The following is a 23,010-nucleotide window of genomic DNA, read 5'->3' as shown; positions in this document are numbered from 1 at the left end:
ATCGAAAGCTGAACAGACCACTTCCACCGACTCCTGCTCACTCAACTGGTCTATCAGCGCGTACGATCGAGTTCGTCCGACATCAAGAGAGCGGTAGCCTTTTTTAATATCGCTTTCTCCCGCTCCAGCCGGTTGATCCGGGCTTCCAGCTCCTGGATCTTTTGCTGCTCAGGCGTCAACGCCTTGCTCTTCGGGGTCACACCCTGGCGCTCCGCCTCGAGCTGCTTCACCCAACGGCGCAAGGCCGAGTCCACCACCCCCAGCGAACGGCAGGCGTCGATATGGCTGTAGCCTTGGTCCAGCACCAAGGCGGCAGCCTCTCGTTTGAACTCGGCGGAAAACGTACGTCGTTGCTTGCTCATCAGACACATCTCTCACGGCGAGGGTTCTCGCCTAAATCGGTGTCCGGGATCAGTAGACCACTACACGTCCACGATGCCCTGAAAGCTGTCCTACCTCCCGCCACGCCCCCGAAAATACCTCGCCGTCTCCTCATCCGTACAAAACACGTAGCACCCCTTCATCCCCCGGGTCATCAGCGTCCGGTAGGTGTTCTTGATGATCAGGTCGGTCTCCTTGCGCGCCAGTTCCGGGTTTTCCTTCATCAGTTTCTTGTAGCCGCGGATGGATTTGTCGTGGCGGTCGCGTTGTTCGGGGGCGGTGATGATCTTGCCGTCGCGGACGATCAGGTCAGGGCCGATGATGACGCCGATGTAGTCGACCTCCAGGCCCTGGCAGGTATGGATGCAGCCGACCTGTTCGATGGAGTTCTCGGCGATGATCCAGAGGCTGCCGTCCTGGTCGAGGTTCCATTGGCGCTGGTAGTCGCCGATGACGATGTCCTGTTGCCGGGGATCCTTCTTGCTGCGCCACGGCCAGCAGTAGCCGGCCACGACGCGGGCCTTGTTGTCCTGGTTCCGGGCGGCGATGGCGGCGTGCAGGGCCTCGGGGGTGTCGAAGACCTTAAATTCGTACTGGCTGGCGTCGAGTTGCTGGTTGGCGGTCGGGCGGATGTCGAGCACGTCGTCGAGCCAGGCGAGGTAGCCATCCGAGCCATTGCAGCGGAACTGCGAGGCGAGGCTGTATTCCTCGACCGTGGCACCTTTCGCCTTGGCGAACTCGCGGATGGCCTGCTTGCTGCCGATGTCGCTGAGGGTGACGCGTTGGTCTTCGTCGATGAAGAAGATGGCGCACTTGGAGGCTTCGATCAGTTCCTTGATCTGGTTCTCGCCGAGGTTGCCGTAGAGCCCGCTCTTCTCGTTCAGGCGGTGGGCCTCGTCGACGATCAGCATGTCGAAGGTGTTGGGCTCGGTCTCGATGAAACCGCCGGAGCCGGTGAACATGTGGGAGAAGCGGCTGCGGGTGATGGAACCCACCAGCCTGGATTCGTAGACCTTGCGTGGCGCGGCGTTCTTGGACACGTACTTGCCGACCAGGCCGAGCCCGGTGAGGTGGACCAGCAGGTTGATCGCGACCACCGTCTTGCCGGTGCCCGGGCCGCCCTCGATGATCAGTACACGGGGATGCGTCTCGGAGGCTGACCTGGCCGCGGCGATGGCGGACTCGTAGATTTCCTTCTGGTCGTCGATCAGTACGAACTCCGGTTGGGCGGCGAGCAGGCCCTTGAGCGAGTCGGCCAGGGCCTTGGACGGGCGGATCCGGCCGTTGGCCAGCTCGTAGAGCACTTCCTTGGCGTCGCCGGTCCGGATGTGCTGCTTGATGAAGCTGCGCAGGCGCGCCAGTTCGTCCTTGCCCTTGAGGAACAGCGGGGCCTTTTCCATGTAGTCGCGGTAGTGCGGGGAGTCGATCACACCGTCGCGCGGATAGTTGTGCAGGTAGGCGCAGGGGCGGACGGAAATGCTTGCCTCGTAGACCGCCTCGTTGAAGCCCTCCAGCAGGGTAGCGTAGGACCAGGCCTGGTAGGAGGGGTGGACGACCTCGCGCAGGCCATTGCCCAGGGCGGTGCGGACGATGGCGTCCTTGCCGGTGGCGCTGGCCTTGCTCCACTGCTTCAGTTCAACCAGCACCGCGTTCTTGGCTCCCGACTCGTCGCGCCCGGTGAGGGTGATGTCGATGCGCTTGGAGGTCTGGGGGATATGCAGCTCGATGGCCAGGCCTGTGTCGTCGGGCACTTCCTCGTCGCGCAGCACCTTGGCCATGTAGCCGAGGGAGCCTTTCCACGAGTTGATTTCCGAGTTGCCGACGCTTTTGCCGGTGACCGCCTTGAAATGCTGGAGGATCACCTCTTCGATATCGTCGTTGTCGCTGTCTTGCAGGAACTGCTTCTTGGTCGCTTCGTAAACGATCACGTCGATCTTCCCTGATATGGCCTTTCTTCAGAACTGGTCGTATTTCTTGCTGCTATTCCGGGCTTTCTCTACCGGGTATTTCCGGTTGTTCTGCTCCAGCTTCTGCCGGACGGCGGCATCCAGGTCGACGCCGAGGACCGAGGCGAGGCGCACCAGGTACATGAGTACGTCGGCCAGTTCGTCCTGCACCGCCTGGGCGGTGTCGGGATGGCGCGCGGCGTCTTTCGACTGCTCCTCGTCCATCCATTGGAATATCTCGCTGAGTTCGCCAACCTCGCCGGTCAGGGCCATGACCAGGTTCTTCGGCGAGTGGAACTGGGCCCAGTTGCGCTCGGCGGCGAAACGTTCGAGGGCGGCGGCGAGCTGGCCGACGTCTACCAGGGAGGAGGGGGGCGATGCGTTTGTCACGGCGATATCCAGGAATCTTTTCGGGCTGGCGGCGAGGCGGGGCCTCGGGCGTCTGCGACGCCATTGCCCGCCACCATACTTCCTTCAGACGAAGGGAGAAAGATCGTAGGGATTCTTCATGGGATAGGGATGGCTACAAGCTGTAGGACATGCTCCCGGCGAATCGTCAGCCACCCATAGGTTTTTGTTGCTTCCTGTAGTCCAGGAGTTCGCTTCACGCTGAGCTTGCTCTCCCATGCTGGCTTCAGCTCGAGGAGACAAGGGTGTCTGAGCGACGTTTTCCTACGATGCCTGGTGCGCGAGCGCAGGGCGAGATGCGGCAGGAATGGGATGAAGGTTCACAGAGAAACCAGCGCCCCCTGAGCAGATACCCTCTGCCCGAGGGGCGCTTGGCCTCAATCCTCAACCACTTGCATGACAAGGCGCCGCCTGGTGACCTGAATGCTCACCTTGCAGCCAACCTCAAAGCCCGCAGCCTCCAGCCAGTCGCCACTCAAGCGCAGGTAGGGAATTTGCCGTGGCTTGCCACGACGTTCCCAATCGCTATGACGGCTTTCATAGAGCTGGTAGCCGACCGTTAGAAGTCGAGAGTTCGAAAGAGGGGATTTCTGGGTAGCCATGATTTTTTCCTGTGTAGGTAAAAAACCGCTTGGCTTTCGGGAGCGGCTAACCGCCTAGAGAAGGTGTGTTCAGCACCTGGCCGGCAGGGTAGCGAGGGGGCATCCAGGGGTCAAGCGATGGACTGCCCGGATCGAATGCCTTGCCGCGGCGCCAGCCGGCCCCCCTCACAACCCCCTCTGCCGCACCACCCCCATCTCCCGCTGCTCCTCCTCGCCAATCTCCTTCAACGCCACTTCCCCCACCCCCAGCGCGCGTTCCACGCTGAGTTCGCCGCCCTGGGCGGCGAGCAGGGCCTGGAGGCGTTGGAATTCGCCGCACCAGAGGGTTTCGATGTCGCGGTCGCGCTGGCTGTCGCGGTTGGCGTTGAGGGCGACGGCGCGCAGTTGCAGGCGGCCGTTGTCAGCCTTGCCGCCGACTTCCAGGCCGTAGCCGGGGGTGGCGGGTTTGCGCAGGACGACCCTGCCGGTCTGCGCCCAGGCGGTGGCCATGCCTTCGCGGACTTCGTAGCCGAGGCTGGCGAGGCCCTGGAGCACGGCCTGGCGGCGGGCGAGGGCGGCCTGTTGCTGGAGGTGGGCGGTGAGGATGGCGTTGCATCGCTCGGTGAGTTCGGCGAGTTGCTGCGGATCGCTGTCGGGCTGGCAGGCGGCGGCGCGCTGGAGCAGTTCGGCGTGTTCGGCGGCGCCCAGGGCGGCGACTTCGCTGGCGAGGTCTTGCAGGTGTTCCAGTCGCTGGCGTTGCTGCTGGTGTTCGCGGGCGGCCTGGGCGAGGTCGAGGACCAGGCTGTCGAGCAGCAGGTTGCGGCGCTCCGGGCGCTGTTCGGCTTCGGCGCGGGCCAGTCGCTCGAGGAACGCTTGGGCGCTGGCCTCGCCTTGCAGCAGTTGCAGTTCGGCGATGTGCCGGTCGATGCGCGCCAGACGCTGTTCGCGCGGGGCGTCCTGTTGCTGGCGGGCGCGCCACTGTTCCAGGGTGATGGGCGTTTCGTCGGTCTTCAGGCGCTGGGCGAGTTCGTGCTGGGCTTCGCTGAGGCGTTCCTCGGCGGGGGCGCTGGTGAGGGCGGCGAAGCCCTGGGCGAGCAGGGCTTCCGCGTCGTCGCGGAGGGCGCCGTTGGCCAGCGCTTGCAGGGTTTGCCGGAGTGCCGCGCTGGCGGCATCGGGCCTGGCGTCGAGGGCCTGGAGCAGGGCGCTGGCGTTTTCCTGGAGGCGGCGGTGTTGCTGGCGCGTTTCCGCGGCCTGGCGAATGGCGCGCTCTTCGCGTTCGGCGAGGTCGCGCTTGAGGAATTCGCTTTCGATCTTCACCTGTAGTTGCACGTCCAGCCAGCGTTCCTGTTCGAGCAGGGCGTGCAGGCTGGCGCGGCGGGCGTGGGCGGCGGCGCGCTCGGCGTCGCTGAGCTGGGCGAGCCGGCTGGCCTGGTTTTCCCAGCGCGCGAGGGCCTTGTCCAGGCGTTGCAGGTCGCGCTCGCAGGTGGCGATGGCTTCTTCCCGGGTGACGATTCGTACGACTTTCGGTCCGCTCATTGGGAGGCCTCCGCTGCTGCCGTGGGATGGGTTTCCGCGCTGGGCGCCAGGGCCTTCTCGATGGCGGCGCGCAGCCGTGCGCGTTCGTTGTCGCCGTCGTGGTACCAGCCCTGGGAGGAAACCCGGTGGAGGTGCGGGATCGCCCGCCGCAGCACCGAGGGTCGCCAGATTTCCCGGGCGCGGGCGCGTTCCAGCAGCGGGTGGCAGGGGGCGTCGCATTCGATGCCGATGGCGTAGAGGCCGGTGGCCGGGTTCTCGATGGCGAAGTCGAGGCCGAAGGCGTCGCCTTCGCTGGCGGGTGCGGCGGACCAGCCCAGCGAGCGGATGTACTCGCCGACGATCTCGCTGAAGCCGTCGTGCCGCTGGTAGTGCTGGCGGCGCTGGTCGCTGCGGTCGGTGTGCAGGCGCTCGAGCAGTTGGCCGGTACCGGCGAACTCGCCGGCGGACAGTGCGCGGGCGTATTCCAGGTAGCCTTGCAGGTAGTCGCGCGGGCTGCTCGGCGAGCGCTGGGTGCCGAGCATGTCGGAGATGTCGCCGATCGGCATCGAGGTGATCATCACCACCTTGCGCCGCGCGCGGGTCACCGCCACGTTGAGGCGGCGCTCGCCGCCGGTCTGCCCGAGCACGCCGAAGTTGCGCCGGAAGCTGCCCTGGCCGTTGCGGCCGAAGGTGGAGGAGAAGACGATCACGTCGCGCTCGTCGCCCTGCACGTTCTCCACGTTCTTCACGAACACGCCCATGTCCTCGCCGTCTTCGCTGCGCTCGCGCTCCTCGCTGTAGGCGGCGCGGAACGCTTCGTCCTGCTCGGCGCGCAGTTCCAGGCGCTCTTCGATGAGGTCGGCCTGCTTGCGGTTGAAGGTGACCACGCCCACCGACGGCCGCGCCGCGTAGGGTTGGCGCCAGAGTTCGGCGAGGTAGTCGACGACTCGCTCGGCCTCGCGCTCGTTGCTCTGGTTCTGGTACAGGCCGTTCACCTGGATCAGTTCCAGCGGCTTGATGCGCAGTATGTTGGCCTGCGGATGGCGTACCGGCACGCTCAGGCGGTTGCCGTAGAACGAGGCATTGGAGAAGCCGATCAGCTCGCGGTAGGCCGAGCGGTAGTGGATCTGCAAGGTGGTGCTGGGCAGGGCGTTGCGCGCCAGTTGCAGGAGGTCCGGGCAGTCCTTGATCTCGCGGCGGTTCCAGGTGTCCTCGTAGGCTTCGCGCTGCTCCTCGTCGGCGTCCTCGTCGGGCGCTTCGCCGTCGAACAGTTCGGCCTCGTCGCTTTCCACGCGGCTGGAGAAGAACGCGGTCGGCGGCATCTGCTTCTCGTCGCCGCTGACCACCGTGACCCGCCCGCGATAGAGGGTCGGCAGGGCGAACTCCACGGGCATCTGCGAGGCTTCGTCGTAGATCACCATGTCGAACAGCCCGGCCTTGAGCGGCAGCACGCGGCTGGCCAGGTCGGGGTTCATCAGCCAGACCGGGCGCAGGCTCATCAGGCCGAGTTCGGTTCCCAGCTCGATGAACTCGCGCAGGCGCCGCGAGCGCTTGCCGGTCAGGCGGGTGACGTCTTCCCACTGCTTGCGGCTGCCCAGGCGCGCGGCGTCGATGCCCTTGCCGAGCAGTTCGCGGTTCAGCGCGCGCATCTGCACATCGGCTTCGGCGAGGCTGGCGACCCTGGCCCTGGCTTCGTCCTGGCTGAACAGCAGTTCCGGATTGTCTTGTTCCAGGCGCTGCTTCCAGCCCAGCCGCGCTTCGCGATTGAGCATGCGGCGCACCGTGGCTTCGAGTGCTTCGGCGGGAATCGCGTCGAGTCGTTCCTGGCGCTGGCGCAGCAGGGCCAGGAATTCCAGCTCGGTGGCTTCGAGCTGGCCGGCGCGGCCACGGAAGCGCTGGTAGGCGACCAGTTGCGGTAGCGCCTCGCGCAGGCGGCCGAGGGCCGGCAGGTTGCTCTGGTTGCCGGCGATGGCGCGGTGCAGCTGTTCCAGCAGTTCGTCGCCGAGCCAGTCGGCGAGCACCTTCAGTTTGTCCAGGCTGAGCTGGCGTGCGGCCTGGCGGATCAGCGCGGCGTCGAGGTCGCCGAGCAGCGCTTCGAAGCGCTGTTTCTCGCCGGTGAGGAGCACCGCGTCGAGCTGCTCGGCGCGCGGCGCTTGGGCCAGGCCACGAGCCAGGGTCTGGATCTCGCGCAGCTGCTGGCTGGCGTGGCCGGCCAGGCCGGTCAGTTCCGGACCGGCATCGGTGGCGACTGTCGCCAGCCCCAGGCTCTGTTGCAGCGCCGCCAGTTGCCGGCGCAGCGGCCGCCACTGGCGCTCCAGGTCGCAGGCGCCGAGGAGGGCGGCCAGGCGGCTGTCGTCGTCGGCCTCGCCGTGCTCGCGCAGGAAGCGCCGCAGGCGGCCGCGCCGCAGCAGGCGCAGCGGGTTGAGCCGAGCCAGCCAGGTGCGTGCCTCGAGCACCTGGCGGGCGTGGGCCTGGAAGCGTTCGAGGTTGTTCTCTTCGAGCATGGCGAGGGCCGGCGACAGCAGCGGCGCATGCCGTTCGAGGTCGAGCTGGCGCAGTTGCCGTTCGATCTGCTCGGCCTCCGCCAACAGGCCGTCGCCACGGCTCGGCTGTCCTGGTGCGGCGTCGCGGAACAGCGGCAGCCAGTGGGCCAGGCGCTGGCGCTGCTCCTCGCGCAAATTCAGCAGGGTACCGACCTGGCTTGCCAGCCAGGCGCGGTAGGGCGTCGGGTCGTCGACCTCGAAGCTCGCCGGGTGTTCGTCGAGGGCTTTCTGCCGGGCGTTCTCCGCTTCGCCGAAGGCGCGCAGGCTGTCGGCGAAGGCGTGCAGGGTGGCCTGGTCGGTGGCGAAGGCGCGCAGTTGCGCCAGCGGGCTGCCTTCGTAGCGGGCCGGTAGCCAGAGGCGGACCAGCGGCGCGCAGTTTTCCTCCAGGCGCGCCAGGCTGCCGATGTCCAGCGCCGCCAGGCGCTGGCGCAGGGCCGGGAAGTCCAGCGGCGGCGAGCCTTTCTCCAGCTCGATCAGTTCGCCGAGCAGGCGCCGGTAGCTCAGCCCGGTGGCCTCGTCCACGCGGTGCAGGCTCTGGTGGTAGCGGTCCAGTTCGCCTTCCAGCGCCTCGATACGCGCCGCCAGGCGCTCGCGCTGGCGCTCCCAGCCCTGGGCGCCGCCGGCGTCGGCGAACAGCGCTTCGAGTTGCTCGCGGATGTTGCGGATCACCGGTTCGCGGTCGCGGTTGACGTCGTTGAGCATGACGATGCGCTGGCCCAGGCCCTCGGCCACCAGGCGCTTGTGCACCACTTCCAGGGCGGCGTGCTTCTGGCAGACGATCAGCAGGCTGCGCTGGCGGCCGATGGCGTCGGCGACCATGTTGACGATGGTCTGGCTCTTGCCGGTACCGGGCGGGCCTTCCACCAGCAGCCCCGGGCTATGCCGGGCCTGCAACACGGCGGCCTCCTGGGACGGGTCGCTGGCCACGGTGAAGTAGCGCTGCAACTCCGGCGGGCTCTCGCGGGCTTCCGGCTCGCCGTTCTCGCGCAGGCGCAGCGCGGTCTCCAGGCCGGTGCCGGAGGGCGGCAGGCTCTTCAGCTGGCGCAGGTCCTCGCCGATCGCCTGGCCCATGAAGGTGACGTGGAACAGCACCGCGGCGCAGGCCAGTTGGTCCTGGTAGGGCGTGACCTCGGTGGAACTCGGCGGCAATCCTTCCAGCACCCGCGCACGCGGGGTGGCGAGCAGGCCGAAGGCATCCATCACGTCGGCGGCGCGCAGCGCGGAGCGGCCGAGCAATTCGTCGGCGACCTTGCGCCAGCGCTTGCACGGCTCGGGGCCGAGCAGGCTTTCCAGGGCCGGGTTGAGGCGCACTTCCTCGCGTTCGCCGTCGAAGGCCAGCGCCACCTGGCCGCGGCTGCCGACTTCCAGTTGCAGCTTCAGCGGCCACAGTAGCAGCGGCACGATGCGCGTGCGGGTGGTGCCGCGCGGGTCGCGGTTGAGCAGGAAGGGGAAGCCCAGGTAGAGGCCGTCGATGCCGGTGTCGCGCTTGTACAGCGAGCTTTGCCGGGACAGCGCGTTGAGCCGCACTTCCAGTTGCGGGTTGGCGAGGAAGCTGTCCGGGTCGAGGCTCACCGCGCGGGCGTTGCGTTGCAGCAGGTGGTCGAGCAGGGCGGCGGCGGGGCGTCGCGCGCTGTGCAGTTCGTTGAGGTCGATGCGTGGGGTGCTCTTGCCGATGCTCATGCGCACCAGCGGCCCGCGCATCACCGCGGCGACCACTTTCTTCTCGAAGAAATCGAGGATCTGCGACACGTACTGCTGCTTCTGCGGTTCCAGCCACTGTTCCGGCGGGATCGCCAGCAGCACCAGGACCCTCGCCAACGGCATGCGCCGCTCCAGGCGGAACTGCTCGGCCCATTCGTCGACCCTGGGCACGCCGCTGCGGGCGAAGCCGCTGATGCGTTCGTCGACGCGGCGGTACAACTCCTGCCGCGAGTGCTGCAACAGGCCGCGCGCGGTCTCCGCGTCGAACAGGTGCACATCGGCGTCGCGGGCCAGGCCGGCGGCTTCCTCGACGATCGCCTCGGCGGCACGGAACTGGCCGATGTTGGCGCTGAGCAGGACGATCAGGTCTTCCTCGGCGATCACCCGGCGCTCGGCCAGGGCCAGCAGGCCGGGGTGCTCGGTGTCCGGCAGGAGGCGCTGGCGCTCCTGCCACTGCGCGGCGAGGCGCGCCCGCGAGGTCGACAGCAGGTAGATGCGCAACTGTTCTTCTGCGAGTTCGATGTGCTGGTGCAGGGCGCGCTGGCGGACGTTCTCGGCGCGGGTCTTGAGCCGCGACAGCCAGCTTTCGGTGTGCAACTGTTCGAGCAGGTCGGGCACCGAGCCGCTGATCAGCCGGTAGCCCTCCAGCGGATGCTCCAGCAGCCAGCCGGGGGTGACGATCTCGCCGCGCTGGATCAGCGGGATTTCCGGGTTCAGCAGCTTGAGCGCCAGCATCAGCCGGAAGTCGTCCTCCAGCCCCTCGTGCTGGGCCACCTGGCGCAGGCCGGCGAGCAGCCTGGGCGACAGGCCGATGTGCTCGGCCCAGGTGACGATCGCCCCGCGCAGCAGGTGGTCGAGGGCCTCCGCCCAGTGCTCGGCCTGGGCCGCGGCCAGGGCGAAGACCGTCGGCTTGCGGAAGCGCCGTGCGCCGAGGGCGATGCTGGCGCCTTCGGCGTCGTCCTTTTCGCTGTCCGCCGAGGCCGGCGCGTCCACCGCCTCGCCGTTCAGCCAGGCCTGTACCTGCGGCCACTGCCAGCGCTGGTGGCGGTCGCGTGCAAGCAGGCCGCGCAGCAGCAGGTGCAACTGCGGGTCGAGGTCGTCGGGCAGCGCTACGCCGTTGGCCAGCACGTGGATCAGGAAGGCGTTGGCGTTGACCCCTTCGAAGCAGGCGCCGCGGGTCAACTGCTCCAGCAGGATCATGCCCAGGCTCCACCAGTCGGAAGCCGCCGCCACGCCGCCGGCGATCGCCTCGGGGGCCATGTAGCGGCTGGTCTCCAGCGGCGAGACGATATCCAGGTCGAATTCCGACAGGCGCGCCGAGCCGAAGCCGCTGATCACCAGGTCCAGCGGCTCGTGGCTGCGCACCAGCAGGCTGGCCGGGCGCAGGTCGCGGTGGCGCAGGCCGGCCTCGTTGAACACGTGCAGGGCGTGGCCCAGCTCGCGGACCACGTGGCGCACCGCCTCGCGGTCCTCCAGCACGGTGCCGAGCTCGGCGAGGCTGCCGCCGGTGAGTTCCTCGACCACTTCGTAGGCGCGCTCGTCCCAGCGGCCGGTGGCGAGGATTTCCGGCACGTGTTCACGCGGCAGGCGGCGGATCACGTCGTAGATCGCCGGGTCCGGCTCGGCGCCCGGGCGATACAGGGTGAGCACCGCCTGGCGGGCGCTTTCCGCATGTTCGGCCAGGTAGCGCTCGCGCACGCCGTCGCTGCTGGCGATCTGCCGCAGCAGGCGCCAGCCGTCGATCAGGGTTTCCGTGACGGCGGGCTGCGGCGTGGCCTCGGCCTGCATCGGCAGCGGGCCTTCGGCCGGCGCGGCGCCGCACTCCAGGCACATCAGGTCGCCGGGTTGCAGCGGGTGGCCGTTGGCGCAGAGCGGGGCGGACGCCGCTGGCGGCTCGCTGGCGGGCGGCGCGATGGCTTCCTGGGTCAGCACCGGCTGTGGTCGCCAGCCGGCGGGATGGATGGCTTCGGCGGAAAGGTCCCAGCCGCAGGGCTGGCCCTGGATCGAGCCTTCGCAGAAGATTTCCGAAAGCGAGCGTTCGCTCTGGCAGTTGGGGCAGAAACGTATCATCGGTATCGATCCATTCAGCGCGGCCGATGGGCGCTGACGCTAAGTTGGTGGCCCTGTTCGCGCAGCAGGTCCTGTAGCCGCAGCAGGTCGTCGCGGCGCGGGATGCCGGCCATCCACACGCTGCCGTCGTGGTCGAACATCAGGTCGAGGGCCTTGTCGTCTTCGCGCAGTGGCCGCTGGTAGCCGCCGAGGCGCGCGCGGCCGAGGTCGGTGAGCAGGCTCAGGCGCTGGTTGTCGCTGCCGCGCAGGGCCAGGCTCTGTTCGGCGTGCTGTTGGTAGGGGTCGCTGATCAGCGCGTCGATCAGCCCGGCGGCCTGTTCCAGTTGCGCGTGCAGATGTTCCAGCGGGTAGCCGCTGTAGACCAGGATGTCGGCGCGGCTGCGCTGGCGCAGTTCGCCGAGCAGGGCGAGGAGGGCAGCGAACTGCTCGAAGGGTTCGCCGCCGGAGACGGTGATGCCCTCGGCCTGCTCCAGCCATGGCTGGATGTCGGCGAGCAGGCGTGCCAGGGCGATGCGCCGCTGGCCCGGCCCCCAGGTATCGGCGGAGATGCAGCCGGGGCAGCGGATGCTACAGCCCTGGAACCAGATGCCCAGGCGCCGTCCCGGGCCCAGGGTGGTCACCGGGAAATGCACCCGCGACAGGCTCAGTTCCATCTCAGCGGCGTTCCAGGGTCAGGCCGTCGGCGTCCAGGGCGCTGATCAGGAAGCGCTCGCCCGGCTGCGCGTCCTGGTCGAACAGCGCCCGCGACAACGGGTTGAGCAGGCGCGCTTCGAGCTGGTTGCGGATGCCGCGGCCGCCGTTGGACAGGTCGCCCAGGCAGAGGTCGTGCAGCGCCTGGCGCGGCGCCTCGGCCAGTTCGATGACGAGGCGCTGCTCGCGGAGGTCGGCGAAGGTGCCGTCGACCATTTGGGTGAAGATCTGCTCGGCGACGTCGGCGCGGATGAAGTCGAAGACGATGATGTTCTCGCCGATCCGGTTGAGGATTTCCGGGCGGTTGAGAACCTGCTTGAAGTAGCGCTCGATCTCGCCGTGGACCTTGCCCTGCACCGCCTCGAAGGGCTCGCCGGGGAGCACGTTGGCGACCCGTTCGCCGTTCTCCCCCTGGCGGTAGATGCCCAGGTTCGAGGTGAACACGATCAGCGCCTCGGAGAAGTACACGCGATCGCCGCGCCCGGAGGTGAGCACGCCGTCGTCGAGGATCTGCAGGAACTTGTCGAGGATCCGGGGGTGGGCTTTCTCGATCTCGTCGAAGAGCACCACGCTGAAGGGTTTTTCGCGGATCGCGTTGGTCAGTTCGCCGCCGACGTCGTAGCCGACGTAGCCGGGCGGCGCGCCGATCAGGCGCTGGTCGGCATGCTCGGCGCTGAACTCGGACATGTCGAAGCGGATGTAGGCGCTCTCGTCGCCGAACAGCAGGCTGGTGACGGTCTTCGCCAGCTCGGTCTTGCCGACCCCGGTGGGCCCGGCGAGGAAGGCCACGCCGCGCGGGCGGTTGCCCTTGCGGCTGGCGCCGACCCCGGTCATCGCGCGCTTGACGATGTCCAGCATGTGGGTCACCGCGTGCTGCTGGCCCTTGACCCGGCGGCGGACGATCTCGTCGGCCTGGCGGATGCGCTGGCGGTCGATCTTCAACCAGGGGTCTTCGGTGACGCCGACCTTGTAGCGGCGCACGGCGTCGGCGATGCGTTCCATGGCCAGGCCTTCCACGCGCGCCAACTGGACGATGGCGTTGAGATCGAGGAGCAGCAGGCCTTCGGTGTTCTCGACGAAGGTTGCGGCGGCCTGTTGCAGGGCCTCCTCGGCGACGCCCGCGCCGCCGAGCCCGCGGAGCAGCGCCGGGGCCAGGGCCCGGCGCGCCGGCTGGTCGGGCTTCGACACCGGGATATGGCGCAGGCGCGGGTTGTCCACCAGCAGCCAGTCGGGCAGGTCGCCTTCCTTTTCCACCACCCACAGCACGCTGTTGAAGAACGGTTTGCGCTGTTCCCCGGCGGGACGGCTGCGGGCCTGGTGGGAGAGCACCAGGGCCTGGGTGAACAACTGATGCTCGGCGGCGCTCAGGGCGTCGTTGCGCACCGCCAGGCGCGAGGCGAAGTCGACGATCAGGGCGATCGGCTCGCCGCTACGGTTGACCAGGCGTTGCAGGGTCGCGCCGAGTAGGTCGATGCCGGCCGGCGCGGCGCCGTCCACCGGGGTCAGGCCGAGGTCGAGAAGCACCTGCGGAGTGGCCCCCGCCTCGCTGCCCGGCCGGCCGAGCACACGGAACCCGGCCAGCGGATCCCAGGCCAGCACCTGGGCGTAGCCGGCGTCCAGCAGGGCGTCGCAGAGGGTCTGGTTGAAGCTCTGCGCGGTGACCGTACCCGGCACCACTTCGCAGGCTTGCAGGTCGCGGATGTTCCCGGAGAGGACGAATTGACTCTTGAGGGGCAGGAAGCGCAGGAGGTCGCGCAACCAGCGTGGCTTTTCGAACAGTGCAGTCCCTGGCATCGATAGTCGCTCACAGCGTGTGTCGTGGCCACAGCATATTGCCCCGAGGGCCATGTCTCCAACCCTGATCTCGCCGGAGGCGACGAAAACCGCTACGAGTTCCGGGTGCCAGGCTTGGCGGAGCGCCTGCTCAACCGTCGTAGCTCCGGCAGCCCCAGCGGAACGCCTGCGCCGCCGCCTCGATCCCGCGGCCGATCACCAGGCGCGGCGGGCTTTCGTCGAGGCCGGGACGCGGCGGCAACGGACGGCTGTAGAGCACCTCCAGCTCGCCGAAACCATCCAGCGCGGCGCGTTCCGCCGGGTGCGGCGTCGCGCCCTGGCGCCGGGCGAAGTCTTCGAGGTCGCCCTCGGCGTAGGCCATCACCAGCACGCCGCTGTCGCCGCGTACCCGCACCGCGTTCACCAGACTGCCGTCGATGCGCAGCGGGGTGGCGAAGCGGTAGAGCAGGTCGAGGGTCTCGCCGGGCGCGCGATCCAGCACTTCGACGCCCTCGGCGCGCAGGCGCTCGGCGGTTGCGCGGTCGCGGCCGTCGGGGAAGTCGACGCGGCAGTGCAGGGCGTCGGCGAACAGCGCGGTCAGGTTCGGTGCTGGCGGGGCAGGGGACGTGCAGGCGGCCGGCAGGAGCAGCGCCAGGCCGGCGGCGAGACGGAGCAGGTAGGGGCGGGTCATGTAGCCTTCCGTTGGCGGACAGTGCGGTGGGAGAAATTGCCAGCAGACGCTTCCGCGATACTGGCGGCCTGCGCTCAGAGCAGTACGGGCAGCGCGTCTTCGCCCAGCCCCGCTTCCCTCAATCGAGCCCTGGCCCTGGCGGTCGCGCGCACGGCGTCTAGGTCGCAGCCGCGAGGAACATAGACCGGATCGAAGCCTTCGAGCACCAGGTAGGTGGAGGCCTGGCCGCGGGCATTCAGGTAGGCGTTGAAAGCCTGGTCGGCCGGGCGCAGAAAGACATCGCACCAGTACGGCAAGCGCTGCGCGAAGAGCGCCTTGGCGATCTCCAGGTGCTCTTCGAACAGTTCGTCCATGCTGCCTCTCTTCTCCTGCTGGAACAACGTCACTCTTCGCTGCGTCCGTCGCCTTCGCGATCCCTTTCATAGTGCCGTGCCAGCGGAAACGCCGGCAACCAGCCCTCGCGGCGGACGGTCCAGAGTTCGTAGGTGGGCTGGAACCGGTCGGGAGCGTCGAGGGCGCCGAGGCTGACCTCGATCTCGTCGGCGCTGCGTGAGAATACCGAGGAGCCGCACTGCGGACAGAAGAAACGCCCGGCATAGTCGCGGGTCTCGCCTTCTATGCTCACCGCCTCCTCGGGAAAGATCGCCGAAGCGTGGAATAGCGCGCCGTGGTGCTTGCGGCAGTCGAGGCAGTGGCAGAGCCCGACCCGGTAGGGGCGGCCGCTCGCCACCAGGCGGACCTTGCCGCAGAGGCAGCCGCCGGTGAATCGATCCATTTCGTGACTCCTTTGCAAGGCGTTGGGGCGTTCAGCCCTTGAAGGCCTTCTCTATGGTGGCGATATCGATCCTGCCCATCGTCATCATCGCCTCGAAGGCGCGCCTGGCCGCCGCGCGGTCGGGGCTGGCGATGGCTTCGCTGAGTACGCGCGGGGTGATCTGCCAGGAGATGCCCCACTTGTCACGGCACCAGCCGCAGGCGCTTTCCTCGCCGCCATTGTCGACGATAGCGTTCCACAGGCGGTCGGTCTCGGCCTGGTCGTCGGTGGCGACCTGGAAGGAGAACGCTTCGCTGTGGCGGAAGGCCGGGCCGCCGTTGAGCCCGAGGCAGGGAATGCCCATCACCCGGAACTCCACCGTCAGTACGTCGCCCTCCTTGCCGGAAGGGTAATCGCCGGGCGCGCGATGGACAGCCAGCACGGCGCTGTCGGGAAACGTCTCGGCGTAGAAGGTCGCGGCCTCCAGGGCGGCGCTGTCGTACCAGAGGCAGATGGTGTTCTTGCTGTTCATGGCCAGGTCTCCACGGGCGGGGTCGACCCCGCCAGTCTAGTCGGCTGGCGTGCGGCGACCTGGGCAGGCGCCGAACGGGAGGTCGCGCCGCGAGTGCCGATCTGCGCTACCCTATGCCGCGTTTCGCCCAGCCTCGCCGGGCTTTCCGGGCAGCGCCTCGGCGGCGCGCCCTCGACCATGCAAGGACAACCCATGGAAGCGGTCTCCGTCTCGCAGCATCTGGCTGCTCTGTTCGAATCCCACCGGATCGACTGCGTCGTGCACGGCGAATGGGTGGCGCCAGCCGGGCGGCTACCGGCGATCCGCGCCACCTGGTATGCGGGGGAAAAGACCGGACGGCTGGACGTCGATGTGCTGCTGGAGGACGAGCGCCAGTTGCAGGAAGCCTTCGCCGGCATCGGCAGCGCCGAGGACGGCTTGCAGGAAGCGTTGCGTAACTTCGCCTCCAACTCTTTCCACGTGCTGCTTTCCGCGCTCTGGGGTCAGGCCGAGGAGGACCAGGTGATGGTGGAGACCTGGGAGATCGGCGAGCGGCGTTTCGAGGTGCATATCGGCAACCTCGGCCTGCGCGGCGCCGAGGGCAAGGCGCCGCCGCTGCCGGCCGGGCTGTTCCCGAGCATCGAGCGGGCGATCCGCGCCGAGCCGCTGGACGCGCGCCTGCACTGGTTCCGGCATTTCTTCTGTGCCTTCGGCAACCAGCGCACGGTGGAGGCGCTGTTCGACAACCAGCCGTGGGAGGCCGGCATGCAGAACCTGGCCGCTCTCGACTGGCAGGATTCGCAGGGTTACTACAGCGTGCGCAACTTCCTCATGCTCAAGCCGCTGGCGTAGGCCGCCGCGTCGCCCTTCGACGAGTTCGACCCCTACCACACGACCAGCACTGCGACGATCCTGCGGCCCCTGGCCGACGGGACGATGCAGAATCGTTCTTCATCGGCAAGCGGCGCCATGACTTCCAGATGAGGCGCGCGCAGGACTGACACGCCGCGTTCAGCCGAGCAGGGCGGCCACCTGCTCGGCCGTGGCCTTGGCCGACTGCGGGTTCTGCCCGGTGACCAGGCGGCCGTCGACCACCACCTTGCTGGTGAACGGCAGCAGGCTTCTTTCGTAGAGCGCGCCGCGTCGTTTCATTTCTTCCTCGACGTTGTACGGCACCTTGCGGGCGACCCCGGCGAGCACTTCCTCGATCCAGGAGTAGCCGGTGAGGCGGCGCCCGGCGACCAGCAGGCGGCCATCGTCCAGGCGTGTGTTGAGCAGGCCGCAATAGCCGTGGCAGACCGACGAGACGATGCCGCCGCGCTGGTAGATCTCGCGGGTCAGGTGCTGCAGCCCGGCGTCGTCGGGGAAGTCCCACATCACGCCGTGGCCGCCGGTGAAATAGATGGCGTCGAACGCCTCCGCGTCGACCTGCTCGGGAGCGGCAGTGTCGGCCAGCAGCGCCAGGCGCGTCTCGTCGGCCAGCCAGGCCTTGGCGCTGGCGTCGGCGTGGGGCCAGCCGAGGGCGCGCGGCTCCAGCGGCGACTCGCCGCCGCGGGGGCTGACCAGGCGTTGCTGGTAGCCCCGAGCGGCGAAGATCTCGTAGGCATGGGTCAACTCCGACAGCCACAGCCCGGTGGGCTGGGTCGGATCGGCATAGTGGGCGACGTTGGTGACGACGTGCAGGATGCGCTTGGTCATTGCGTTGACCTTCCTCGGTGAGTGATCCCGTCGGCAGCCGGTTTCGGCAGGCTGTCCGGGTGGGTTGGCGTCACTCTAAGATTCAAGTCGACTTCAAGGTCAAGCGTCGGAAAGCCGCTGCTCCGCCGGCGTGGGAGAGGACGCCCGCGAGCGGGTTTGCCGTGGACGCCCGACCGTCTGTGGAGGGCCTTCCTCGCGCAGGCGCTCCAGCACGCGCTGGGTGTTTTCCGTGCACTGCAGACCGTCCGGCTTGTTCTCGATGCTTTCGATGGCCACCAGCAATTGTGCCTTGTTCTGTTCCAGGCGTCGTTGCAGGGCCTCGATCTCGGCCACCTTGCGACGCAAGCCTTCGAGCAGCTCGCCGTGCTGCCAGGCGCCGTCGCCGCTCGGCAGCAGGCGAGCGATCTCCTCCAGGGAGAAGCCGGCGCCCTGGGCGCCGGTGACCAGCTCCAGGATCCACACGGTGTCTGCCGCATAGTCGCGGTAGCCGTTGGCCTTGCGCTGCGAGCGGATCAGGCCGCTGGCCTCGTAGAAGCGGATGCGCGATGTCGCCAGGCCGGTGAGCTTGGCCAGTTCGCCGATTTTCATGTCGCACCTCGAAACGCGTTGACCTTCAAGCCTACTTCAAGCCTAGGGTGGTTTCACGGCCGGGCGACGAACTCGCCTCCATCGACGGGTTCGCCAGGCCGCATGGGCGCTACCGCCGGTCGCGTTTTCCTCGTCCAGGCGGCGCAACGCAGGCGGCTTTCTACTCTACACAGGGAACGGCGGCCGCAGGGTGGCGCCGTTGCCTGCATCCACACCGATCGGGAGAAGCGACATGGGTTACGTGACAACGAAGGATGGCGTCGAACTCTTCTACAAGGACTGGGGGCCGCGCGACGCCCAGGTGATCTACTTCCATCATGGCTGGCCACTGAGTTCCGACGACTGGGATGCACAGATGCTGTTCTTCCTCGCCGAGGGCTTTCGCGTAGTGGCCCACGACCGCCGTGGCCACGGTCGCTCCAGCCAGGTCTGGGACGGCCATGACATGGACCACTACGCCGACGACGTGGCGGCGGTGGTCGAGCGCCTCGGGGTGCGCGGGGCGATCCATGTCGGCCATTCCACCGGCGGCGGCGAGGTCGTCCACTACATCGCCCGCTATCCCGACGACCCGGTGCCGAAGGCGGCGATCATCAGCGCGGTACCGCCGCTGATGGTGAAGACCGAGGGCAATCCGGGCGGCCTGCCGAAGAGCGTCTTCGACGATCTCCAGGCGCAGCTCGCGGCCAATCGCGCGCAGTTCTACCAGGACATTCCCGCCGGCCCGTTCTATGGCTACAACCGTCCCGGGGCGCAGCCCTCGGAAGGGATCGTCCGCAACTGGTGGCGGCAGGGCATGATGGGCGGCGCCAAGGCCCACTACGATGGGATCGTGGCCTTTTCCCAGACCGACTTCAGCGATGACCTGAAGCGCATCGACATCCCGGTGCTGGTGATGCATGGCGGCGACGACCAGATCGTGCCCTACGAGAATTCCGGCGTACTCTCGGCGAAGCTGTTGCGCAACGGCACGCTGAAGATCTATCCGGGGTTCCCGCACGGCATGCCGACCACCCAGGCCGAGGTGATCAACGCCGACCTGCTGGCCTTCATCCGCGGCTGAGCGCGCCGGGTGCCGGGGCGCGCTCCCGGCACCCGGTCGGGGCCCGGGCTGCGCGGCAAAAAAAGCGTTGACCTTGAAGTCGACTTCAATCTTATCGTCGGGCCACTGTCCTCATGAGGTAGGCCCATGAACCTGTTCGACACGCTGACGCTTCCCAACGGCTCGACCATTCCCAATCGCCTCGCCAAGGCCGCCATGGAGGAGAACATGGCCGATGCCGCGCAGGCCCCCTCCGAACGCCTGATGCGCCTCTACCAGGCCTGGGCCGACGGCGGCGCCGGGCTGCTGATCAGCGGTAACGTGATGGTCGACAGCCGTGCCATGACCGGCCCCGGCGGGGTGGTCCTGGAAAACGACGCGCAACTGGAGAAATTCCGCCGCTGGGCGCGCATCGGGCGTTCCGCCGGCGCGCAGTTCTGGTTGCAGATCAACCATCCCGGCCGGCAGATGCAGGCCAATCTCGGCCAGCAGGCCTGGGCACCCTCGGCGGTGCCGCTGGAACTGGGCGGGATGTCCAGGCACTTCGCTACGCCGAAGGCGATGGACGAGGCGATGATCGCCGAGGTGATCCAGCGATTCGCCCGCAGCGCCGGCCTGGCCGAGCGGGCCGGCTTCAGCGGGGTGGAGATCCATGCCGCCCACGGTTACCTGCTCAGCCAGTTCCTCTCGCCGCTGAGCAACCGCCGCAGCGACGCCTGGGGCGGCTCCCTGGAGAATCGCGCGCGCCTGCTGCTGGAGATCGTCCGGGCGGTGCGCGCCGAGGTTGCCCCTGGCTTCGCGGTGGCGGTGAAGCTGAATTCCGCCGATTTCCAGCGCGGCGGCTTCAGCGCCGACGATGCCCGCGAGGTGGTACGGATGCTCGATGGCCTGGGCGTCGACCTGGTCGAGCTGTCGGGCGGCAGCTACGAGGCGCCGGCCATGCAGGGCGAAGCGCGCGACGGGCGGACCCTGGCCCGCGAGGCCTACTTCGTCGAGTTCGCCCGCGACATCCGCGCGGCGGCGCGGATGCCGGTAATGGTCACGGGCGGCATCCGCCGGCGGCCGGTGGCCGAACAGGTGCTGGCCAGCGGGGTGGACATGGTCGGCATCGGCACGGCGCTGGCGATCGAGCCGAACCTGCCGCGCGACTGGCGCGCCGGCAAGGATTCGGCGCCGCAGTTGCGGCCGATAACCTGGAGGAACAAACCCCTGGCCTCGCTGGCGAACATGGCCGCGGTGAAGTTCCAGCTGCGCAAGCTGAGCCGGGGCAGGGCGACCAACCCACGGGTGTCGCCGCTGTGCGCGTTGCTCGCGCAGCAGGCCGGCGCGCTCCTGCAGACCCGCCGTTACCGGCGGCTCATGCGTTCGCGCGCCGAAGCCTGAGCACCGTCAGCGCCTCAGGCGCCGTTGCGGTCGAGTTCGGCCAGCTTGCCCGGCAGGCCGAACCAGGCGTCGTGGTCGTCGGGCGCCGGCTTCTTGCGGGTGATCTGCGTCCAGTTGGGATGCGTGGCGAGTTCGCCGTTGAGGGCGATGAACTGCCGTTGCCCGAGCGGCACCTCGTCCTCGGCGCGAATCGCGGCGACCGGGCATTCCGGCTCGCAGAGCGCGCAGTCGATGCATTCATCGGGGTGGATGACGAGGAAGTTGGGGCCTTCGTAGAAGCAGTCCACGGGACAGACTTCCACGCAGTCGGTGTGTTTGCAGCGGATGCATTCTTCCAGCACGACGAAGGTCATGATCGTCCTCCCTGGCTCAGGCGTTCGTAGCGGCGGGCGTCGCCAGCCGTTCCAGGCGCGCCGGCACGTACTTGTGCCAGGGCGTGCCGGCGAGGAAGTCGCGCTGGGTGCAGTCGGTCACCTCGTTGGGCGCCACGCCCCGGCGCACCACCTCGCCCTCGGCGTTGCGGTAGTCCAGGCCCTGGCCGTTGGGCAGGGAGATATTGCCCGGCTGCATCATGTCGCTGATCTCCACTTCCGCCTCGACGTCGCCGCGGCGGGTCACCACGCGCAGCACCTCGCCGTCGGCGCAGCCCAGCGCCTCGGCGTCCTGCGGGCTGATGCGCAGGGTGCCGTAGCGCCCGCGGCGGTGCCAGCCGGTGTCGCGCACGGCGGTATTGCTGGTGTCGCTGCGCCGCTCGCCGGCGGCGAGGATGAACGGGTAGGCCGGATCGTGGGGTGGCGCGCTGTGGGCGAGCTTGGCCAGTTCCGGCAACAGTTCGGGGATGTGCAGGTTGATCCGCTGTTCGGGACGGGCGACGGCCTGCCAGCTTTCGGCGTAGGTGGTTTCGGCGAAGACCACCCCGGACGGGTTGTCGAGCATGGCCTGGAACAGGCGGTCGGCGGCCAGCGGCGGCAACCCGTCGAAGCCGGCGCGGGCAGCGGTCTTGCGGTTGTTCAGCACGTGCAGTTGGCAGATGCCCCAGATCGCCGCGGCCGCTTCCATGCCGGCGGGCAGGGTCGGGCCGAGGGTACGGTAGAGCAGGACCGGCGCGTATTTCATGACCTTGGGGCGGGTCGCCGCGGCGGCGAGGAAAGCCGCCGAGAACGCCTTGCGCCCGAGCTTCAGGGCCAGGCGCAACGGCCGGTAGTCTTTCTCGCCGAGCACCCCCATGGCTTCCAGCAGGCGGGCGTGGATCTCCGCTTCCGGCAGGGTGCCGGGGCGCGCCGGGAACAGCGGCGCGCGCAGATGGAAGGCGTTGCGCGGGAATTCCAGGTTGAAGAAGGTCGCCTCGGCTTTTTCGAACTGGCTCGCCGCCGGCAACACATAGTCGGCGTGGCGCGCGGTCTCGGTCATGGCCACGTCGATCACCACCGACAGCTCCAGGGCGCGCATGGCTTCGCGCATGCGCTGGCTATCGGCCAGCGAATGCAGCGGGTTGCCGGTCTCCACCAGCATGGCGCGGTAGCGCTTGGGATGGTCGGTGAGGATTTCCTCTGGAATCACGTTGCAGGGAATCAGGCCGATGATGATCTTGGCATTGGCCACCGGGCTGCGCTTCTCGACGCGTGGCGCGCCCTTCTTGCCCATCGAGGTATCGCCTTTGCTGGCCTTGGACAGCGAGAGGAAGGGCACGAAGGCGTTGCTGGTGCCGGGGCGCCCGTAATGGCCGGTGAGCAACCAGACCAGGCGTTGCAGGTAGCTGCCGAGGGTCGAGTGCAGGTTCATCTGCATGCCCAGGTCTTCCAGCGCCGATACGCTGCTGGCGCTGGCGATCCGCCGGGCGGCGGCGCGCAGCTTGTCTTCCGCCACCCCGCAGGTCTCGGCGCAGTAGGCCACCGGGATAGCGTTCAGTTCGTCGACGATGTGCTCGTAGCCGCTGGTGTGCTCGGCCAGCCAGTCGCGCGCCAGCAGCCCGTCCTGGACGATGATCCCGACCAGCGCCGCCAGGCACCAGGCGTCGGTGCCCGGACGGATCTGCAGGTGGAAGTCGGCCAGGGCGGCGGTTTCGCTCAGGCGCGGATCGATCACGATGATCGAGCGTGCGGGGTCCTTGGCCATGGCGTTGAGCAGCACGCGGGCGCGGGCGAAACCATGGGATTGCCAGGGATTCTTGCCGATCAGGATGGCCACCTCGCAATGCTCGAAGTCGCCGTGCACGCCGGTACCGAACATCTTGCCCTGGACCCAGAACTCGCCGGTCTTTTCCTGGGCCAGGGCGTTGGAGCGGTACTTCACCCCGAGGGCCTTCAGCGTGCTGTCGCCGTAGGCGCCGCCGAGGTGGTTGCCCTGCGCGCCGCCGCCGTAGTAGAGGATGCTTTCACCGCCATGCCTGCGCTTGATGGCGAGGAATTTCTCCGCCACCTCGCGGATCGCCGTGTCCCAGTCGATGGCTTCGTAGCTGCCATCGGGGCGCCGGCGCATCGGCGTGTCCAGGCGGTCGGCGCCGTTCTGGTAGTAGTCCATGCGCTGCGATTTCTCGCAGACGTAGCCCTGCGAGGCGGGGTGGTCGTCATCGCCGCGGATCTTGCTGATGCGGCCATTCTCGGTCTGCACTTCCAGCCCGCAGTTGAGGCTGCAGAGGATACAGGCGGTCTTCTTCCATTGCGGGGACGGCGTAGTCACGGTGTGTTCCTCGTTGTTGTCGTTGCCGGCGCAACCTGGGGCGCACCCCAGCCGTG

18 protein-coding genes and 1 pseudogene are annotated in these 23,010 nt (G+C 68.3%); 3 read left to right on the top strand and 16 right to left on the bottom strand.

Going from position 1 to position 23,010, the window contains the following annotated elements; all coding sequences use genetic code 11:
• The 12 genes and pseudogenes from LJF27_RS22720 to LJF27_RS22665 form a co-directional block, all read right to left on the bottom strand.
• A pseudogene (locus LJF27_RS22720) lies at positions 1-362 on the bottom strand (transposase); the annotation flags it as partial.
• A 90-nt stretch (positions 363-452) separates the two neighbouring features.
• Positions 453-2,309 carry a DUF2075 domain-containing protein gene (locus tag LJF27_RS22715; RefSeq protein WP_003155926.1) on the bottom strand — a complete coding sequence of 619 codons (1,857 nt, stop codon included), beginning with the start codon at positions 2,307-2,309 and terminating at the stop codon, positions 453-455.
• 27 nt (positions 2,310-2,336) lie between these two features.
• The gene (locus LJF27_RS22710; RefSeq protein ID WP_023116930.1) at positions 2,337-2,717 is read right to left on the bottom strand and encodes a nucleotide pyrophosphohydrolase; all 381 of its coding nucleotides are present in this window, start codon (positions 2,715-2,717) and stop codon (positions 2,337-2,339) included.
• 395 nt (positions 2,718-3,112) lie between these two features.
• Positions 3,113-3,337 (bottom strand): SymE family type I addiction module toxin, encoded by a 225-nt coding sequence (locus tag LJF27_RS22705; protein WP_023116929.1) that lies wholly within the window; start codon positions 3,335-3,337, stop codon positions 3,113-3,115.
• Positions 3,338-3,502: 165 nt separating this feature from the next.
• Positions 3,503-4,852: a hypothetical protein gene (locus tag LJF27_RS22700; RefSeq protein WP_023116928.1), complete on the bottom strand. Its 1,350-nt coding sequence runs from the start codon at positions 4,850-4,852 to the stop codon at positions 3,503-3,505.
• Positions 4,849-11,145: an AAA domain-containing protein gene (locus LJF27_RS22695; protein ID WP_025921110.1), complete on the bottom strand. Its 6,297-nt coding sequence runs from the start codon at positions 11,143-11,145 to the stop codon at positions 4,849-4,851. Before LJF27_RS22695 ends, LJF27_RS22700 begins: the two co-directional genes overlap by 4 nt.
• A gap of 14 nt (positions 11,146-11,159) precedes the next feature.
• Complete coding sequence (locus tag LJF27_RS22690; protein ID WP_023116926.1) at positions 11,160-11,798, bottom strand: 4Fe-4S single cluster domain-containing protein; 639 nt, start codon at positions 11,796-11,798, stop codon at positions 11,160-11,162.
• Position 11,799: 1 nt separating this feature from the next.
• Positions 11,800-13,683 (bottom strand): AAA family ATPase, encoded by a 1,884-nt coding sequence (locus tag LJF27_RS22685; protein ID WP_025921109.1) that lies wholly within the window; start codon positions 13,681-13,683, stop codon positions 11,800-11,802.
• Positions 13,684-13,759: 76 nt separating this feature from the next.
• On the bottom strand, positions 13,760-14,299 hold the full coding sequence (locus LJF27_RS22680; RefSeq protein WP_003114394.1) for a hypothetical protein: 540 nt from the start codon (positions 14,297-14,299) through the stop codon (positions 13,760-13,762).
• Between the two features lie 74 nt (positions 14,300-14,373).
• Positions 14,374-14,652: a hypothetical protein gene (locus tag LJF27_RS22675; RefSeq protein ID WP_003114393.1), complete on the bottom strand. Its 279-nt coding sequence runs from the start codon at positions 14,650-14,652 to the stop codon at positions 14,374-14,376.
• A 29-nt stretch (positions 14,653-14,681) separates the two neighbouring features.
• A complete protein-coding gene (locus LJF27_RS22670) occupies positions 14,682-15,074 on the bottom strand; it encodes a GFA family protein (protein WP_003114392.1) in 393 nt (130 codons plus the stop codon).
• A gap of 31 nt (positions 15,075-15,105) precedes the next feature.
• Positions 15,106-15,585: a VOC family protein gene (locus LJF27_RS22665; protein WP_003114391.1), complete on the bottom strand. Its 480-nt coding sequence runs from the start codon at positions 15,583-15,585 to the stop codon at positions 15,106-15,108.
• Positions 15,586-15,777: 192 nt separating this feature from the next.
• Between LJF27_RS22665 and LJF27_RS22660 the strand changes: the two genes are divergently transcribed.
• Positions 15,778-16,416 (top strand): DUF6348 family protein, encoded by a 639-nt coding sequence (locus tag LJF27_RS22660; RefSeq protein ID WP_003116690.1) that lies wholly within the window; start codon positions 15,778-15,780, stop codon positions 16,414-16,416.
• Between the two features lie 159 nt (positions 16,417-16,575).
• Here the strand turns inward: LJF27_RS22660 and LJF27_RS22655 are convergent, their stop codons facing one another.
• Both LJF27_RS22655 and LJF27_RS22650 read right to left on the bottom strand, forming a co-directional pair.
• Complete coding sequence (locus tag LJF27_RS22655) at positions 16,576-17,262, bottom strand: type 1 glutamine amidotransferase domain-containing protein (protein WP_003114389.1); 687 nt, start codon at positions 17,260-17,262, stop codon at positions 16,576-16,578.
• A 99-nt stretch (positions 17,263-17,361) separates the two neighbouring features.
• A complete protein-coding gene (locus LJF27_RS22650) occupies positions 17,362-17,850 on the bottom strand; it encodes a MerR family transcriptional regulator (protein ID WP_003116691.1) in 489 nt (162 codons plus the stop codon).
• Positions 17,851-18,082: 232 nt separating this feature from the next.
• Between LJF27_RS22650 and LJF27_RS22645 the strand changes: the two genes are divergently transcribed.
• Positions 18,083-18,913, top strand: a complete 831-nt coding sequence (locus LJF27_RS22645) for an alpha/beta fold hydrolase (RefSeq protein WP_023116925.1) — start codon at positions 18,083-18,085, stop codon at positions 18,911-18,913.
• A 126-nt stretch (positions 18,914-19,039) separates the two neighbouring features.
• Positions 19,040-20,275, top strand: a complete 1,236-nt coding sequence (locus LJF27_RS22640) for an NADH:flavin oxidoreductase/NADH oxidase family protein (RefSeq protein ID WP_003101540.1) — start codon at positions 19,040-19,042, stop codon at positions 20,273-20,275.
• Between the two features lie 14 nt (positions 20,276-20,289).
• On the opposite strand, the gene fdxA is transcribed toward LJF27_RS22640, so the two are convergent.
• Both fdxA and LJF27_RS22630 read right to left on the bottom strand, forming a co-directional pair.
• Positions 20,290-20,628 (bottom strand): ferredoxin FdxA, encoded by a 339-nt coding sequence (gene fdxA, locus LJF27_RS22635; protein ID WP_023116924.1) that lies wholly within the window; start codon positions 20,626-20,628, stop codon positions 20,290-20,292.
• A gap of 16 nt (positions 20,629-20,644) precedes the next feature.
• Positions 20,645-22,954: a molybdopterin oxidoreductase family protein gene (locus LJF27_RS22630; RefSeq protein ID WP_003090579.1), complete on the bottom strand. Its 2,310-nt coding sequence runs from the start codon at positions 22,952-22,954 to the stop codon at positions 20,645-20,647.
• Between the last annotated feature and the right edge of the window lie 56 nt (positions 22,955-23,010).

Source organism: Pseudomonas sp. 203-8 (assembly GCF_020708595.1).
Classification (GTDB): Bacteria; Pseudomonadota; Gammaproteobacteria; order Pseudomonadales; family Pseudomonadaceae; genus Pseudomonas; species Pseudomonas aeruginosa.
Note: the sequence above shows the minus strand (reverse complement) of the source record. Positions and strands in the feature narration are given on the sequence as shown.